At 56.0% G+C, this 16,219-nt stretch carries 16 protein-coding genes; 3 read left to right on the forward strand and 13 right to left on the reverse strand.

Annotation, left to right across the window (positions count from 1 at the left end; genetic code table 11):
* Nucleotides 1–41 precede the first annotated feature (41 nt).
* The 5 genes from tyrB to dnaB form a co-directional block, all read right to left on the reverse strand.
* Nucleotides 42–1,235, reverse strand: coding sequence for an aromatic amino acid transaminase (tyrB, locus tag ABR39_RS02215; RefSeq protein WP_047345594.1), 1,194 nt, complete (start codon nucleotides 1,233–1,235; stop codon nucleotides 42–44).
* Nucleotides 1,236–1,310: 75 nt separating this feature from the next.
* Complete coding sequence (locus tag ABR39_RS02220; protein WP_047345595.1) at nucleotides 1,311–2,321, reverse strand: AAA family ATPase; 1,011 nt, start codon at nucleotides 2,319–2,321, stop codon at nucleotides 1,311–1,313.
* Nucleotides 2,318–2,875, reverse strand: a complete 558-nt coding sequence (pnuC, locus tag ABR39_RS02225) for a nicotinamide riboside transporter PnuC (protein WP_047345596.1) — start codon at nucleotides 2,873–2,875, stop codon at nucleotides 2,318–2,320. The genes ABR39_RS02220 and pnuC overlap by 4 nt, the downstream gene beginning before the upstream one ends.
* 22 nt (nucleotides 2,876–2,897) lie before the next feature.
* On the reverse strand, nucleotides 2,898–3,977 hold the full coding sequence (gene alr / locus ABR39_RS02230) for an alanine racemase (RefSeq protein WP_047345597.1): 1,080 nt from the start codon (nucleotides 3,975–3,977) through the stop codon (nucleotides 2,898–2,900).
* 16 nt (nucleotides 3,978–3,993) lie between these two features.
* Nucleotides 3,994–5,406, reverse strand: coding sequence for a replicative DNA helicase (dnaB, locus tag ABR39_RS02235; protein ID WP_023310046.1), 1,413 nt, complete (start codon nucleotides 5,404–5,406; stop codon nucleotides 3,994–3,996).
* A gap of 67 nt (nucleotides 5,407–5,473) precedes the next feature.
* Here dnaB and ABR39_RS02240 point away from each other — a divergent pair, with 67 nt between their 5' ends.
* Complete coding sequence (locus ABR39_RS02240) at nucleotides 5,474–6,457, forward strand: quinone oxidoreductase (RefSeq protein ID WP_047345598.1); 984 nt, start codon at nucleotides 5,474–5,476, stop codon at nucleotides 6,455–6,457.
* Between the two features lie 184 nt (nucleotides 6,458–6,641).
* On the opposite strand, the gene pspG is transcribed toward ABR39_RS02240, so the two are convergent.
* From pspG to ABR39_RS02260, 4 genes are all read right to left on the reverse strand, one after another.
* Nucleotides 6,642–6,884: an envelope stress response protein PspG gene (gene pspG / locus ABR39_RS02245; RefSeq protein WP_023310044.1), complete on the reverse strand. Its 243-nt coding sequence runs from the start codon at nucleotides 6,882–6,884 to the stop codon at nucleotides 6,642–6,644.
* Nucleotides 6,885–7,020: 136 nt separating this feature from the next.
* Nucleotides 7,021–8,016, reverse strand: coding sequence for a tRNA dihydrouridine(20/20a) synthase DusA (dusA, locus tag ABR39_RS02250; RefSeq protein ID WP_047345599.1), 996 nt, complete (start codon nucleotides 8,014–8,016; stop codon nucleotides 7,021–7,023).
* A gap of 82 nt (nucleotides 8,017–8,098) precedes the next feature.
* On the reverse strand, nucleotides 8,099–9,409 hold the full coding sequence (gene traF, locus ABR39_RS02255) for a conjugal transfer protein TraF (protein ID WP_047345600.1): 1,311 nt from the start codon (nucleotides 9,407–9,409) through the stop codon (nucleotides 8,099–8,101).
* A gap of 172 nt (nucleotides 9,410–9,581) precedes the next feature.
* On the reverse strand, nucleotides 9,582–10,070 hold the full coding sequence (locus ABR39_RS02260; RefSeq protein WP_047345601.1) for a cupin domain-containing protein: 489 nt from the start codon (nucleotides 10,068–10,070) through the stop codon (nucleotides 9,582–9,584).
* Nucleotides 10,071–10,185: 115 nt separating this feature from the next.
* Here ABR39_RS02260 and zur point away from each other — a divergent pair, with 115 nt between their 5' ends.
* Complete coding sequence (gene zur / locus ABR39_RS02265) at nucleotides 10,186–10,698, forward strand: zinc uptake transcriptional repressor Zur (RefSeq protein WP_047345602.1); 513 nt, start codon at nucleotides 10,186–10,188, stop codon at nucleotides 10,696–10,698.
* 68 nt (nucleotides 10,699–10,766) lie between these two features.
* Here zur and ABR39_RS02270 read toward each other — a convergent pair whose 3' ends face one another.
* From ABR39_RS02270 to ABR39_RS02285, 4 genes are all read right to left on the reverse strand, one after another.
* Entirely contained in the window at nucleotides 10,767–10,976 is a 210-nt protein-coding gene (locus tag ABR39_RS02270) for a CsbD family protein (RefSeq protein ID WP_014830284.1), read from the reverse strand.
* A gap of 120 nt (nucleotides 10,977–11,096) precedes the next feature.
* A complete protein-coding gene (gene dinF / locus ABR39_RS02275; protein WP_047345603.1) occupies nucleotides 11,097–12,434 on the reverse strand; it encodes an MATE family efflux transporter DinF in 1,338 nt (445 codons plus the stop codon).
* Nucleotides 12,435–12,497: 63 nt separating this feature from the next.
* Complete coding sequence (gene lexA, locus ABR39_RS02280) at nucleotides 12,498–13,106, reverse strand: transcriptional repressor LexA (protein WP_024906710.1); 609 nt, start codon at nucleotides 13,104–13,106, stop codon at nucleotides 12,498–12,500.
* Between the two features lie 108 nt (nucleotides 13,107–13,214).
* Entirely contained in the window at nucleotides 13,215–13,583 is a 369-nt protein-coding gene (locus tag ABR39_RS02285; protein WP_023334158.1) for a diacylglycerol kinase, read from the reverse strand.
* A gap of 154 nt (nucleotides 13,584–13,737) precedes the next feature.
* On the opposite strand from ABR39_RS02285, the gene plsB reads away from it, so the two are divergent.
* On the forward strand, nucleotides 13,738–16,158 hold the full coding sequence (plsB, locus tag ABR39_RS02290) for a glycerol-3-phosphate 1-O-acyltransferase PlsB (RefSeq protein WP_047345604.1): 2,421 nt from the start codon (nucleotides 13,738–13,740) through the stop codon (nucleotides 16,156–16,158).
* The last annotated feature ends 61 nt before the right edge of the window (nucleotides 16,159–16,219 follow it).

The following is a 16,219-nucleotide window of genomic DNA, read 5'->3' on the forward strand; positions in this document are numbered from 1 at the left end:
CTCTCCCACAGGGAGAGGGAGGAAGAAACGATAGTGAGTACTTACATTACAGCTGCAAACGCCTGCGCCACGCGATGAACGTTGCTGGCATTCAGGCCCGCCACGCACATACGTCCGCTGGCAATCAGGTAAACGCCGAACTCTTCACGCAGGCGATCGACCTGCGCGGCGCTGAGGCCGGTGTAGCTGAACATCCCGCGCTGCTTAAGCAGGTAGTCGAAGTTATGCCCCGGTACGGCCTCTTTTAGGACGTTAACCAGTTCCTGACGCATCGACAGAATGCGCTTGCGCATGGATTCCACTTCGGCAAGCCAGCTGGCTTTCAGCTGTTCATCACCAAGAACCGTGGCCACCACCTGCGCGCCAAAGTTTGGCGGGCTGGAGTAGATGCGGCGCACCGTCGCCTTCAGCTGACCCAGCACACGGCCTGCGGCTTCGGCGTCTTCACACACCACGGACAGGCCCCCAACGCGTTCACCGTACAGGGAGAAGATTTTAGAGAAAGAGTTACTCACCAGAACAGGGAGCCCGGCGCTGGCAACGGCGCGAATCGCGTAGGCATCTTCTTCCATACCCGCGCCAAAGCCCTGATAGGCGATGTCGAGGAATGGGATCAGGTTGCGCGCCTTCAGTACCTCAATCACGGCATCCCACTGGGCATTCGTGAGGTCGGCACCGGTCGGGTTATGGCAGCACGGATGCAGCAGGACAATGCTGCGCTCCGGCAGGGTGTTCAGTTTTTCCAGCAGCGCGTCAACGCGCACGCCGTTGGTTTCGCTGTCGAACCACGGATAGGTCGCCACCTTAAAGCCTGCGCCTTCAAAAATCGCAACGTGGTTTTCCCAGGTTGGGTCGCTGACCCACACGCCCGAATCCGGGAAATATTTTTTCAGGAAGTCTGCACCCACTTTTAGCGCACCCGAGCCGCCTAACGTCTGGATGGTCGCCACGCGTTTTTGCGCCAGCACCGCGTGATCGGCGCCAAACAGCAGAGGTGCAATGGTGCTGCGGTAAGAATTTAACCCTTCCATCGGCAGGTACAGCGATGCGCCGTGTGGAGCAGCGTTCAGACGCGTTTCTGCTTCAGCTACGGCTTTCAACTGAGGAATAATGCCGCCCTCGTTATAATACAGACCAATGCTGAGGTTCACTTTGTCGCTGCGAGGATCTTCTTTGAAACGCTCCATTAAGGAGAGAATAGGGTCGCCGGCATAGGCGTCAACTTTCTGAAACACGCGATGGTTCTCCGGAATTCGATGAGGCAGGAATTTCAACAATAAACCGGAAGCTGCAGAAGGTCGAGAGCGATATCAGCCCGACCACGGGATATGTTGGCAAATTTGTTCGATGCGCTCAGACAACGAACCCCGTACGCGCAAGAATGGGATCTTTCGCTGCGTTAGCTCTGCTTCATACCATGCCTGCTGTCGATGGCGAAACGCCTCGCCTTGCCGGGTGCCATCCTGCACAAAAGGAAATTCATCGCCGCAGAGTACGACCAGAGCGTAGTCTCGTTCGGCTAACGCCATGAGCTCCTGCGGCGCGCTGCCGAACTGGTCGAGCGTATAGAACAGGGTAGTTAATGGCGAGGTATCACACACCAGGTACGGAGCGGTGCAGGCTAATTCCTCTCTGCGCACCTGCTCCCGGGCGATATGCAGCAGATCGTCCTCCTCCAGCACGCCGTTCTTCGCCTCCCAGTGTTCACGGCCAAATTCTGCAACGTACGGAACGTTTAAGGTCTGTGAGAGGGCCCGGGAAAGCGTGCTTTTGCCCGTCGATTCGCCGCCTAATAAGCAGATACGAAATACAAAGCTGCGATAAACCTCAGGGGACATCATCTGACGGTAGCGGTGAACATCAGAGCGTATGCGTGTTCCCGACGGGGCTTCCGGCCCCTGTGGCCGCTGCAGACGGATGTGTGTAACCGGCTGCCCGAAACGCTGGCTCAATACCGCGGCAAAGCCGTCACCGTAGTCTTCGGCGGTAAATACCGCCCGTGGCTGACATTGCAGAACGTCTTCGCACAGCGTGGCAACGTAGTGACGATGCAGATCGGCGTCAGCGTCGTTCGGTGGGGGCGGTGCAATAGCGTAAGACGCCATCACCTGCGGAGAAAGCACAAGAAGTCGGCATTGCGGGAAGCGCGTCTGTAGCCAGTGAAGCCGTTTTTCGGGTTCGTAACCGCGTATTTCCGGCACCGAATAGCTAATGATAAAGACCGTCTCGCACTGCTCAAGAGCCGCATTAATAAGCGCTTCATGTCCCGAATGTAAAGGTGCGAATTTGCCCACAACCAGGCCGCTGGCATAACGCTTCACTGCGCGCGGATCTCCTTACGCCACTGATACAGTCCATGCCAGGCATTAAACCAAAACAGCAGATATAACCCGGCGGTCAGATGCAGGTCCCGCATCGCATATAGCGGTACCGCCAGCGTGTTGACGGCAATCCAGACGTACCAGTTTTCCAGACGTCGTCCCATCAGCATAAACTGAGCAAGAACGCTGAATGTCAAAATGATGGAGTCCAGCCAGGGAGCCCAGGCATTGGTGTAGAGATGCAGTATCAGTCCGTACACCGCCGCCACGCTCATGGCACAGGCCAGGAGAATAAAAAAATGCCCCGGCCTGGTACGCCGAACGGGCAATACGTCCCCTCTATTGCCTTTCAGCCAGTGCAGCCAACCGGTTATGCTCGTGATAATGAAGAAGAACTGAAGCGTAACGTCAGCATAAAGCTGCACTGAATAAAAGACCCACGCGTAAAGCCCGCAGCCTATGATGCCAATCCACCACGTATGGATGTTATTTCTGGCGGCCAGCCAGACGGAGAGCGCATAGGCCAGACAAGCGGCGATTTCTGAAGGGGACATTATCCTTCCCTGGAATGAAATGTTAGTCGATGTACTTCATCGCCACCCGTGACGTCAGGCGTGTGATAAGTTCGTAAGCACTCACTTTCGTAATTTCAGCAATGCGTTCAACAGGCAAACCTTCGCCCCACAGCACTACATCGTCGCCGGGTTTATCCTCGGCTTCAGGCCCCAGATCGACGCAAATCATATCCATCGCCACGCGGCCAACAATCTTCACCTCACGACCGTTGACCAGAACCGGCGTACCCGACGGCGCTGCGCGCGGATAGCCGTCGCCATAGCCCATCGCCACGACACCGAGACGCGTATCGCGCTCGCTGGTCCAGGTACCACCGTAGCCCACCGGCTCACCCGCTTTGTGTTCGCGCACGGCAATCAGGTTAGAAACAAGGGACATTACCGGCTTGAAGCCCAGGTCAGGTCCCCAGGGTTTGTTCTCCAGGGGCGACACGCCGTAAAGAATGATGCCCGGGCGAGCCCAGTCAAAGTGCGACTGGGGCCACAGTAAAATACCGCCGGATGCCGCCAGAGAACGCATCCCCGGCTTGCCTTCGCAGAAGGTAGTAAAGATATCAAACTGCCGCTCGGTCTCGCCGCACTCGGGCTCGTCGGCGCGGGCGAAGTGGCTGACAATATTCACCGGCTGGCGCACGTTTTTGCACTGGCACAAACGCTGATAAAACGCCTCCGCGTTTTCCGGACGCACGCCCAGACGGTGCATGCCCGTATCGAGCTTCATCCACACGGTTACCGGCTCGCTCAGCTCGGCGGTTTCGAGCGCGGCGAGCTGCTCTTCGTTATGCACCGCCGTGTGAAGATGCTGGTCAGCAATGGTCGGCAGATCCGTGGCTTCGAAAAAGCCTTCCAGCAGCAGAATAGGTTGAGTAATTCCCCCCGCGCGCAGGCGGAGAGCTTCTTCAAGACGGGCGACGCCAAAGGCGTCGGCATCGGGGAGCGTTCGCGCGGTCTCAAGAAGACCGTGTCCGTAAGCGTTCGCTTTCACGACTGCAACGAGCTTGCTGGCGGGTGCCAGTTCACGCAGACGTTGCAGGTTGTGTCGCAGAGCGCGGCGGTTAATAACAACAGTTGCCGCTTGCATTTGAATTCCTTAGAAATTACTCATCATCATACTGAGGACCGGCATAGTTGTCGAAACGCGACCACTGTCCGTTAAAGGTCAGACGTACCGTCCCGATCGGGCCGTTACGCTGTTTACCAATAATAATTTCGGCGATCCCTTTCAGGTCGCTGTTCTCGTGATAAACCTCATCACGGTAGATAAACATGATTAAGTCGGCATCCTGCTCGATGGAGCCGGATTCACGCAGGTCGGAGTTGACCGGACGCTTGTCGGCACGTTGTTCCAGGGAACGGTTAAGCTGCGACAGCGCTACCACCGGCACGTGCAGCTCTTTGGCTAAGGCCTTGAGCGAGCGTGAAATCTCCGCAATTTCCAGCGTACGGTTGTCGGAAAGCGACGGTACGCGCATCAGCTGAAGGTAGTCGATCATGATAAGACCGATACCGCCGTGTTCACGGGCGATACGACGCGCGCGGGAACGGACTTCCGTCGGCGTCAGGCCGGAGGAGTCATCAATATAGATGTTACGTTTTTCCAGCAGAATGCCCATGGTGCCGGAGATGCGCGCCCAGTCTTCATCATCGAGCTGACCGGTACGGATGCGGGTCTGGTCCACGCGGGACAGCGACGCCAGAGAACGCATCATAATCTGTTCGGAGGGCATCTCAAGACTGAAGATGAGTACCGGCTTATCCTGCAACATCGCCGCGTTTTCCACGAGGTTCATCGCAAATGTGGTTTTACCCATCGACGGACGCGCCGCGACGATAATCAAATCCGACGGCTGCAGGCCAGCGGTTTTCTTGTTGAGATCGTCATATCCGGTGTTCACGCCGGTGACGCCATCGTGCGGCTGCTGGAACAGCTGTTCGATACGGGCAACGGTGGCATCGAGGACATCGGCGATATTTTTTGGGCCTTCGTCTTTGTTCGCGCGGCTTTCGGCGATTTTAAAGACGCGGGATTCAGCGAGGTCGAGCAGGTCTTCGCTGGTGCGACCCTGCGGATCAAAACCGGCTTCGGCGATCTCGTTCGCCACCGAGATCATCTCGCGAACAACGGCACGTTCGCGCACGATATCGGCGTAAGCGCTGATGTTCGCCGCACTAGGCGTGTTTTTTGACAGTTCCGCCAGATAGGCAAACCCACCGCAGCTGTCGAGTTGCCCAAGACGCTCCAGAGATTCCGCAAGCGTGATCAGGTCGATTGGGCTGCCCGACTCCTGCAGACGCGCCATTTCGGTAAAGATATGACGGTGCGGACGGGTGTAGAAATCTTCCGCCACGACGCGCTCGGCAACGTCGTCCCAGCGTTCGTTATCCAGCATTAAACCGCCCAACACCGACTGTTCCGCTTCAATCGAGTGCGGCGGGACTTTTAACCCTGCGACCTGGAAATCACGCTCGCGAGGCTCAGTCTGTTTGTTGAAGGGTTTGTTTCCTGCCATAGTGAATGGAGTTACCGAGATAAAGAAGTGGGTCGAAAGATTACCATATTTTTCTTACGGAGGGAGCATGGCAACGCGCATTGAATTCCAGAAACACGGTGGGCCAGACGTACTGAAAGCGGTGGAGTTCACCCCTGCCGCGCCTGGCGAAAATGAAGTTCAGGTTGAAAACAAAGCCATCGGCATTAACTACATCGACACCTATATTCGCGGCGGCCTCTACCCGCCGCCGTCAATGCCGAGCGGGCTTGGCACCGAGGCGGCCGGTATCGTCATCAAAGTGGGCAGCGCGGTTAAGCATATTAAAGAAGGCGACCGCGTGGTGTATGCGCAATCTGCGCTGGGCGCTTACAGCTCCGTCCACAACGTCCCGGCGGATAAGGCCGCCCTGCTGCCCAACGCCATCTCCTTTGAGCAGGCGGCGGCCTCGTTCCTGAAAGGTTTGACCGTTTACTATCTGCTGCGCAAAACCTATGAAATTAAACCCGACGAGCAGTTCCTTTTTCACGCCGCGGCGGGTGGTGTCGGACTCATCGCCTGTCAGTGGGCAAAAGCGCTGGGCGCGAAGCTGATCGGCACCGTGGGCAATGCGCAAAAAGCGCAGCGCGCGCTGCAGGCGGGCGCCTGGCAGGTGATTAACTACCGTGAAGAGAGCATTGTCGAACGGCTGAAAGAGATCACTAACGGCAAAAAAGTCCGCGTCGTGTATGACTCGGTAGGGAAAGACACCTGGGAAGCGTCGCTGGACTGTCTGCAACGTCGCGGGCTGATGGTAAGCTTCGGGAATGCGTCAGGCGCCGTGACCGGCGTGAATCTCGGGATCCTGAATCAGAAAGGCTCGCTGTACGTGACGCGCCCTTCCCTGCAGGGTTATATCACCAGCCGGGAAGAACTTGAGGAAGCCAGCAACGAGCTGTTCTCGCTGATCGCCAGCGGAGTCATCAAAGTGGATGTGGCAGACGCGCAGAAATACGCGCTAACCGATGCGCAGCGCGCGCATGAGGTACTGGAGAGCCGGGCAACGCAGGGGTCGAGCCTGTTGATTCCCTGAGCCCCAAAAAGAAATTGGGCTTCCCTGAGGAAGCCCTTTCTTTTTTTAGTTCGGCTGTATGTAGGGTACAGCTCGATGAATTCTTTAACGACAGCCATAGTGACAGATTCGATAAGCAAATCCTATTCTGTTCTAAGTCCTGCCGCCGGAAAAGTTACAAGTATGTGACGAACCCCTCAATACCTTAGTAACGAAAGCGGTTATTGCGCTGATAACTGGGCACTTTTGGCGCTTTTATCGCCCGAATCACCCACACCACCGCAATGGCCAGCAGTAACCACGGCAGCAGTTTGATCGTCAGGGCAAATAATCCGCCAATAAACATGACGACCGTCGCCACAACGATAGCCGCCAGAATGCCGAGCAGCGAAACGCCTGTCGCCAGCAGCATGACAAAAAAGCCGATCACAAAAAGTAGTTCCAGCATGGTGCTCTCCCACGAGTTCCCGAATAATGCAGTAAGCATTACAAGATTCATGCCAAAGCTAACATGCTGTTCTTAAAGCAAAACGCCCCGCGAGAACTCGCAGGGCGTGGTGAATTTGACGACTTTTTAGCGTAACTTATCGTTTATCTGCGACCAGACGCAGCGCGTGCTCCAGCACCTCAATATCGGCCCCGGCTTTGTGTGCGTTTTCGCTGAGATAGCGACGCCACTGACGCGCCCCGGGGATCCCCTGGAACAGGCCGAGCATATGGCGTGTGATATGGCCGAGATACGTACCGTTACTCAACTCGCGTTCGATGTACGGGTACATCGCTCTCACCACCGCAACCGGATCGCTGTCTGCCCCTTCAACGCCAAATATTTCGCGATCGACCGTCGCCAGAATGCCCGGGTTTTGGTACGCCTCGCGCCCGACCATGACGCCATCCATATGCGCCAGATGCGCGTTGGCCTCTTCCAGCGACTTGATGCCGCCGTTAATCGACATCGTCAGATGCGGGAAATCACGCTTCAGCTGGTACACGCGAGGGTAGTCCAGCGGCGGAATTTCACGGTTCTCTTTCGGGCTCAGGCCAGAAAGCCAGGCTTTACGCGCGTGAATGATAAACATCTCGCATTCACCCTTGCCGGAAACCGTATTGATAAAATCGCACAGGAATTCGTAACTGTCCTGGTCGTCAATGCCGATACGGGTTTTGACCGTCACCGGAATGGAAACCACGTCGCGCATCGCCTTGATACAGTCCGCCACCAGCTGCGCGTTCCCCATCAGGCAAGCACCGAACATGCCGTTTTGCACGCGGTCTGACGGACAGCCAACGTTAAGGTTGATCTCGTCGTAGCCGCGCGCTTCTGCCAGCTTCGCACACTGCGCCAGCGCGGCCGGATCGCTGCCGCCCAGTTGCAGGGCAACCGGATGCTCTTCTTCGCTATAGGCCAGGTAGTCGCCCTTCCCGTGGATGATTGCGCCCGTGGTCACCATTTCGGTGTACAGCAGCGTGTGGCGGGAGAGCTGACGCAGGAAGTAGCGGCAGTGTCTGTCCGTCCAGTCGAGCATCGGCGCAATGGAAAAACGGTGTGCGGGAAAAGCAGTCTGTAATTCTGACGACATGGCGAAGTTTTAAGCATCTGGTGGAAAAGGGGCGCTACTATAGCACAAAGAAAAGCCGGAGGCGCAGCGCCTCCGGTGGACTTTAGAACGTCATGCTCAGCTGAGCCCCTGCGCCCCAGGTTTCGTCTTCACCGTACAGCCCCATCAGGTCGACATGAACGGTGCTAAACGGCGCGAAACCGACACCGCCGGTAAAGACATTGCTGTCGTTACCCTTCACGTCCGCGCGATAACCCGCACGCACGGCCAGCCAGCTCAGCGGCGTAACCTCGGCACCGACGCCAACGTACTGTGAGTTATCTTCGCTCTTGAAGCCTTTGGTTTCCGTCAGGTCGCCATCGGCAGTCAGCGTCACCAGATCGTTATGCCAGGCGGCCCCGGCGGTCACCAGCGGACGGATCTGGTAGGTATCTTTATAGCTCACCACTTCCCCGGTACGCCCGTTGCGTATACGGATATCTTTGGTGTCGATATCACGCGACATCAGGTTTTGTCCGCTCACGCCAACCGTCCAGTTTTCGCCGAAATCAGCCGCAATACCAGCATCAACGTTAAAGCCCGTATCGTCTGTACGGTAGCGGCTATCGTTCCACTTATTACTGTCGTAATCGTAGATTGAGGTGGTGTAGTTATAGACCCAGGTTTTTTGCAGTTTTGGCGTCACGCCCACGGAAACCGGGACACCGCCGAGATCGAACTGTCGGGCAACGGCAACGCCGTAGTCGGACACAATTGCCGCCCGGCCAGAAGCCGTTGAGTTGAGGTTTTTGGTGATTTGATCCGTGCCGTTCAGGGCAGCATCCAGCGCGACACCGGCCGCTACCGCATCGCTTTTTTGAATACCGCGCAGATAATCAATGTCTTGTTGATCGATAGACGAGCTTACCCGACCATGGGCGTAGCCTTTCGCCATAAAGGCCACGGAGAGCACGTCGTTAGGGATACTCACGGCAATGCCAGCCCCTGCCGTCGCGCGTGCGGTTTTGCCCTTGAGATAGTCCAGCTCGTCGGCAAGATCTTTTGCCGCGCCCTGGAACTGGTTAATAGAACCCAGCGGATTGGTGATAATTTCAATCGGCGTAAGATTATCCACCACGTCTTTATAGTGGTTAATTTTGTCGTTGATATTATCAATCTCATCCTGAAGATTGTCTTTATCTGTGATCTGCGCGCCGACCGAAGGCAAGATAACCGTCACATCATCGTCCGGTTTTGCCTTTGCCAGCAGCGCAGGGTTGATTAACGCCCCACTGCCATAGCTGCCAGAGGCAACGCCAGTGCCGCCCATTGCGTCGCTACGTGATTCTGTCCAGGTATTGGCTGCTCCCGCCTGATTTGCCATAAACAAAGAGACAGCGATACTCACCACCGAAAATTTAAAATTTTTTTTCACAGGATGCCCGTTATAGTCTGTTATGAAATAACCCCTGTCTGTTATCACCCAAACAGGAACGAACTATTGCTGTGAATAAGTAGTAAAAGACCCGCTATTTCTTTCCCTAAGTAAAACTCCCTTACGGCCTGTTATATTTTGTGACGGCCCTCAATATTTATAGAAGAGGAAATTATTTTTTCCCAGGTTTTCCATCGTGCGGTCCAAAAAACTGTGGAGGATGGTCGACCCAGCGATCTTCCCGCGTGGCGGCATACACGGGGTTGAGCGGGTAGTAGATACGGTTGTGCTTCTTATTGGCCTCGCCAACGACCAGTAGCCGAACCTCTTCATCCGTGTTGTTGATAAAGGTGTGACAGATACCGGTTCCGGCGGGGAACCCCACGCTGTCGCCCGGTTCAAGCTTCCACAAATAGCCATTAATCCAGGCCTCCGGGTAACCTTCAAGCACGTAGATAAACTCTTCTTCGTCGCTTTCCGCATGGGGATAAGACGTCCTGCGTCCCGGCGGCAAACGCTCATGATGGATGCCAATGCGCCCGAGCCCGAGCTTGCGGGCCAGCGGCGCGCCGATAGAAAACAGCTCGTCGCTGTCTGGATAGGTCGAATCATCCGCGCCTTCAACGTCGCGCCAGTGCCGAATACAGTCAGGTCGTTTCATTGTTTATTTCCCGGTTTGCGATGGGTCAGGTATAGCACAGACTGGCGGATCTCGGTGTTTTTACCAGAACATGATAAAGTGAGGGTTTTCCGTCCTATAACATCCGGGGTGCTACATGGATAAGTCCACAAAAGAGCTGTTAGCGCAGGCCGAAAAGCTGTGCGCGCAACGCAATGTGCGCCTGACTCCGCAGCGCCTTGAAGTGTTACGTCTGATGAGCCTGCAGCAGGGTGCCATCAGCGCCTACGACCTGCTCGACCTGCTCCGGGAAAGCGAGCCGCAGGCGAAACCGCCGACGGTTTATCGCGCGCTGGATTTCCTGCTGGAGCAAGGATTCGTGCATAAGGTGGAGTCCACAAACAGCTATGTGCTGTGCCATCTTTTCGATCAGCCAACGCATACATCGGCGATGTTTATCTGTGACCGCTGTGGGGTGGTGAAAGAAGAAGGTGCGGAAGGCGTGGAAGACATTATGCATTCGCTGGCCGCTAAAATGGGCTTTGCCCTGCGTCATAACGTGATTGAAGCGCACGGGCTGTGCTCGGCGTGCGTGGAAGTGGAAGCCTGTCGTCACCAGGACGCGTGTCAGCACGACCACTCTATTCTCGTGAAGAAAAAGCCGCGTTAGCAACAAAAGCAAAGGCGGCTCAGGGCCGCCTCAGTGTGTACTTCCTTGTACTTTCGGGTATAGCCCGGTTACCAGCGGTAGTCGTTGCGTTTTTCCCAGTCGCCCACTTCTTTTTCCGCCTGGTCTTTTGCGTAGCCGTAACGCTCCTGGATTTTACCGACAAGCTGATCGCGTTTACCTTCAATGACGGTCATATCGTCATCAGTCAGCTTACCCCACTGTTCTTTCGCTTTACCTTTGAACTGCTTCCAGTTGCCGCCGATTTCGTCTTTATTCATCATCGTGTCCTCTTAGTTAAGCGTCGGGTCGTAACGTCCGTTACGTTCTTTTCTGCTGGACGTGATAATTATTGTAGTTAAGGATTCGGCTGTTGGTTTCATATTCGGAATCTTTAACCGTCACGATATATCGTGACGCGAGGGGAACCAGGTATTGTTCCGCCAGTGGCGCCGCCAGATAAAAGCCAGCGATAGCCCTCGCAGCGAGAGGAAAACGGCGAGGGCCAGCCATAAACCGTGGTTACCAAACCACGGGAGCGTCAGCAGCGTCAGGCCAAATCCTGCCGCCGCGACAGCCATGCTGTTACGCATTTCGGCTCCGCGCGTAGCACCAATAAACATGCCGTCCAGGAGATAACACCAGACGCCGACCACCGGTAAAATCACCTGCCAGATAAGGTAATGGCTCGCCAGCTCGCGCAGTGAAGAAAGAGAGGTGAGTAACGCCACGATCTGCTCGCCTAAACAGGCGTAAACCAGACCAAACGCCAGCGCGACCAGTCCCGACTGACGGCAGGCTGCCCGCCAGACATCCTGGAGCTGCCCGCTTTCGCGCGCGCCGTACGCCTGCCCCGAATGCGCTTCAACCGCATAGGCAAAGCCGTCCAGCGCGTAGGCGGTAAAGGTCAGAAGCGTCATTAATACCGCGTTGACCGCGACGATTTCTGGCCCCAGCCGGGCCCCGAAAACCGTCAGCGCGCCGAAGCAGAGTTGAAGAAGCAGCGAGCGGAGCATGATGTCACGGTTGAGCGCCAGCAGCTTACGGATATTCCCGCGCCATGCGGTTTTGAGCAGCGCAAGGGAGATCCCGCGCATCGCCAGGACGCGCCAGACCATCCACAGACCAATAATAAAGGTTCCGTATTCTGCAATCGCGGTTGCCAGTGCCGCACCCTGCACGTTCATATGCAGCCCCATCACCAGCCAGACGTCCAACACGATGTTGAGAAGGTTACCCACCACCAGCAGAATCACCGGCGCACGGGCATACTGTACGCCCAGCAGCCACCCCAGCAGAACCAGATTAGCCAGCGAGGCGGGCGCGCTGAGCCAGCGGATTTCAAGGAAACGTTGGGCCTGCTCCAGCACCGCCTCGCTGCCGCCAACGATATGAAGCGCAAGGTCAATCAGGGGAGCGCGCAGTAAAACGATTAACGCCCCCGCACCAAGCGCAAGTATCAGCGGCTGCACCAGCGCGCGAGCCAGACGCAGCGGATCTTTTGCGCCATAGGCCTGTGCGGTCAGTCCGGTGGTGCTCATGCGCAAAAAGAGCAGCAGCATAAAGAGGAAGCTGGTTGCCGTCGCGCCAATCGCCACGCCGCCAAGATAAACAGGCGAATCAAGATGACCAATAACGGCAGTATCGACCAGACCCAGCAAGGGCACGGTGATATTGGAGAAAATCATTGGCAGAGCAAGACGCCACAATGCCTTATCGGATGCCGTCAGCAGTGACATGAAAAATACCGGGAGCAGAAAATGAATCAGGCTACAGCGGAGCCGTAGCCTGTCAGGAAGAGATTAAAGCCATTCACCGTTGCGAATAACCCCAACCGCCAGTCCTTCGATAGAGAAGTTATGTTCACGGAGATCCACCACAATCGGGGAGAACTCGTTGTTTTCAGGCAACAGCTGGACGGTGTTACCCTGCTTTTTGAGGCGCTTGACGGTGACTTCGTCATCGATGCGTGCAACCACGACCTGGCCGTTGCGCACATCCTGCGTTTTGTGAACCGCAAGCAGATCGCCGTCAAGAATACCGATGTCTTTCATCGACATACCGCTTACGCGCAGCAGGAAATCAGCGCTCGGTTTGAACATGGCTGGATCGACCTGATAGTGGCCTTCAATATGCTGCTGTGCCAGTAAAGGCTCACCAGCAGCAACGCGCCCCACCAGCGGAATGCCCGTCTCTTCTTCCACCAGAAGGCGGATACCACGTGACGCGCCCGAAACAATCTCAATTACGCCCTTACGTGCCAGCGCTTTCAGGTGTTCTTCGGCAGCATTCGGAGAACGGAAGCCCAGACGCTGCGCGATTTCCGCACGCGTGGGTGGCATACCCGTCTGGCCGATATGATCCCGGATGAGATCAAACACCTCTTGCTGCCTGGTCGTTAACGCTTTCATTCCGCCCCCTGGGTGTATATACAGTTATGCTGTGAGTATATACAGTCAAAGGCGATTTTGGAACCAAAAACTGCACAAAAAACCAGGGACTTAATTATTCCTCGAGGCTCATCGGAAATGTGACCAAAGCAGCGTGACCCAGGTGATAACGGCAGTGATAATCGCCAGCAGCACGGCAGCAGAGCCCATGTCTTTTGCCCGGCCAGAGAGTTCGTGGAAATCAGAGCCGATACGGTCAACAACAGCCTCAATAGCGCTATTAAGAATTTCCACTATCATCACGAGAAGCACGGAGCCGATCAGAAGAACACGTGTTATTGCATCAACATCAAGGAAACAGGCGATAATCACCGCGATGATAGCGGCGACGCCCTCCTGGCGAAAAGCGGCTTCATTGATCCATGCGGCGCGGAAACCTTTCCAGGAATAGCCGGCGGCTTTGATGATTCGGGTTAACCCAGTGGTATTATTGGCCATTAAAAGAACCTTTTATTGGAAATAGCGTCAGTAACTATAGCTGTAGCGCGTTTCGCTACAGCCTGAAGTATGACGGGTAACAACAGAAATTTTGCGCGCTTTCTGTTATCCTTGCGGCGCAATTGCATTATTAACCAGAGGCTTTACATCGTTTATGTCCGGCTGGCCACGAATTTACTACAAATTACTTAATTTACCATTAAGCATCCTGGTAAAAAGCAAGTCTATCCCAGCAGAACCCGCGCTGGAATTGGGGCTCGATACGTCGCGTCCTATTATGTACGTTTTGCCTTATAACTCGAAGGCAGACTTACTGACGCTTCGCGCCCAGTGTCTGGCGCATGACCTACCTGACCCGCTTGAACCGCTGGAAGTTGACGGCACTCTGCTGCCGCGCTACGTGTTCATCCACGGTGGACCTCGCGTGTTTACCTATTACACGCCAAAAGAAGAGTCCATCAAGCTGTTCCATGACTATCTCGACCTGCACCGCAGCAATCCTGATCTGGATGTGCAGATGGTGCCGGTGTCGGTGATGTTTGGTCGCCGTCCGGGCCGTGAAAAAGGTGAAGAGAATCCACCGCTGCGCATGCTTAACGGCATCCAGAAGTTCTTCGCGGTCTCCTGGCTGGGACGCGACAGCTTTGTGCGCTTCTCGCCTTCCGTTTCGCTGCGCCGAATGGCGGACGAGCACGGCACCGACAAGATCATCGCGCAAAAACTGGCGCGCGTGGCGCGTATGCACTTCGCCCGTCAGCGCCTGGCTGCCGTAGGGCCTCGCCTCCCGGCGCGTCAGGATCTGTTCAACAAGCTGCTGGCTTCAAAAGCGATTGCCCGCGCCGTAGAAGACGAAGCGCGCAGCAAGAAAATTTCGCATGAGAAAGCCCAGCAGAACGCCATTGCGCTAATGGAAGAGATTGCAGCGAACTTCTCTTACGAGATGATCCGCCTTTCCGATCGTATTCTCGGCTTTACCTGGAACCGCCTCTACCAGGGCATCAACGTTCATAATGCCGAGCGCGTACGCCAGCTGGCGCACGATGGCCATGAAATTGTCTATGTTCCCTGCCACCGCAGCCACATGGACTACCTGCTTCTTTCCTATGTCCTCTATCACCAGGGGCTGGTACCGCCGCACATCGCTGCCGGTATCAACCTGAATTTCTGGCCAGCAGGCCCGATTTTCCGCCGCCTGGGCGCCTTCTTTATCCGGCGTACATTCAAGGGCAACAAGCTCTACTCCACCGTGTTCCGCGAGTATCTGGGCGAGCTGTTCAGCCGCGGCTATTCCGTGGAGTACTTCGTGGAGGGCGGTCGTTCCCGTACCGGACGTCTGCTCGATCCTAAGACCGGCACGCTGTCGATGACCATCCAGGCCATGCTGCGCGGAGGAACCCGTCCCATCACGCTGGTGCCAATCTACATTGGCTATGAGCACGTGATGGAGGTGGGCACTTACGCCAAAGAGCTGCGCGGCGCGACCAAAGAGAAAGAGAGCCTGCCGCAGATGCTGCGCGGCCTGAGCAAGTTACGCAACCTGGGCCAGGGCTACGTGAACTTTGGCGAGCCGATGCCGCTGATGACGTATCTGAACCATCACGTTCCGGAGTGGCGCGAGTCCATTGACCCTATCGAAGCGATCCGTCCGGCCTGGCTGACGCCAACGGTCAACGGCATTGCGTCCGAGCTGATGGTGCGCATTAACAACGCCGGGGCGGCTAACGCCATGAACCTGTGCTGTACGGCGCTTCTGGCTTCGCGCCAGCGCTCGCTGACCCGTGAACAGCTGACGGAACAGCTGGATTGCTATCTGGACATGATGCGCAACGTGCCGTATTCGGTTGATTCAACAGTGCCTTCTGCAACCGCCAGTGAGCTTATCGATCACGCGCTGCAGATGAACAAGTTTGAAGTCGAAAAAGACACGATCGGCGACATCATCATTCTGCCGCGCGAGCAGGCAGTTCTGATGACGTACTACCGCAACAACATCACCCATATGCTGATGCTGCCGTCGCTCATGGCGGCCATCATCACCCAACATCGCCGCATCTCGCGTCAGGAGCTGTTGCGTCACGTTGATACGCTCTACCCGATGCTGAAAGCGGAGCTGTTCCTGCGCTGGAGCAAAGATGAGCTGGCGGGCGAGCTGGACAAACTGACGGAAGAACTGCGTCGTCAGGGGCTGATCACCGTCACGAATGACGAGCTGCACATCAATCCGTCACGCTCCCGTACCCTGCAACTGCTGGCAGCCGGTGCGCGCGAAACGCTGCAGCGCTACGCCATTACCTTCTGGCTGCTGAGTGCGAACCCGTCTATCAACCGCGGTACGCTGGAAAAAGAGAGCCGGACGCTGGCACAGCGCCTGTCCGTTCTGCACGGCATTAACGCCCCTGAATTCTTCGACAAAGCGGTCTTCAGTTCCCTGGTGCTGACGCTTCGTGACGAAGGCTTTATCAGCGATACGGGCGATGCCGAGCCGGAAGAGACGCTGAAGGTGTACCAGATGCTGGCAGAGCTGATCACCTCGGACGTGCGTTTGACGATTGAGAGCGCCACGCAGGGCGAGTGATGTGAAAACGCCGGGCGGTGGTCTCACCTTTCCCGGCCTGGTGTTCTGCATAATAAAAAGG

Source organism: Enterobacter genomosp. O (assembly GCF_001022965.1).
Classification (GTDB): Bacteria; Pseudomonadota; Gammaproteobacteria; order Enterobacterales; family Enterobacteriaceae; genus Enterobacter; species Enterobacter cloacae_L.

What these genes read in the sequence shown, in the direction of transcription:
- pnuC (WP_047345596.1), bottom strand. Translation starts at nt 2,875, where the DNA reads ATGTCCCCTTCAGAAATCGCCGCTTGTCTGGCCTATGCGCTCTCCGTC.
- alr (WP_047345597.1), bottom strand. Translation starts at nt 3,977, where the DNA reads ATGCAAGCGGCAACTGTTGTTATTAACCGCCGCGCTCTGCGACACAAC.
- dnaB (WP_023310046.1), bottom strand. Translation starts at nt 5,406, where the DNA reads ATGGCAGGAAACAAACCCTTCAACAAACAGACTGAGCCTCGCGAGCGT.
- ABR39_RS02240 (WP_047345598.1), top strand. Translation starts at nt 5,474, where the DNA reads ATGGCAACGCGCATTGAATTCCAGAAACACGGTGGGCCAGACGTACTG.
- pspG (WP_023310044.1), bottom strand. Translation starts at nt 6,884, where the DNA reads ATGCTGGAACTACTTTTTGTGATCGGCTTTTTTGTCATGCTGCTGGCG.
- dusA (WP_047345599.1), bottom strand. Translation starts at nt 8,016, where the DNA reads ATGTCGTCAGAATTACAGACTGCTTTTCCCGCACACCGTTTTTCCATT.
- ABR39_RS02260 (WP_047345601.1), bottom strand. Translation starts at nt 10,070, where the DNA reads ATGAAACGACCTGACTGTATTCGGCACTGGCGCGACGTTGAAGGCGCG.
- zur (WP_047345602.1), top strand. Translation starts at nt 10,186, where the DNA reads ATGGATAAGTCCACAAAAGAGCTGTTAGCGCAGGCCGAAAAGCTGTGC.
- ABR39_RS02270 (WP_014830284.1), bottom strand. Translation starts at nt 10,976, where the DNA reads ATGAATAAAGACGAAATCGGCGGCAACTGGAAGCAGTTCAAAGGTAAA.
- dinF (WP_047345603.1), bottom strand. Translation starts at nt 12,434, where the DNA reads ATGTCACTGCTGACGGCATCCGATAAGGCATTGTGGCGTCTTGCTCTG.
- lexA (WP_024906710.1), bottom strand. Translation starts at nt 13,106, where the DNA reads ATGAAAGCGTTAACGACCAGGCAGCAAGAGGTGTTTGATCTCATCCGG.
- ABR39_RS02285 (WP_023334158.1), bottom strand. Translation starts at nt 13,583, where the DNA reads ATGGCCAATAATACCACTGGGTTAACCCGAATCATCAAAGCCGCCGGC.
- plsB (WP_047345604.1), top strand. Translation starts at nt 13,738, where the DNA reads ATGTCCGGCTGGCCACGAATTTACTACAAATTACTTAATTTACCATTA.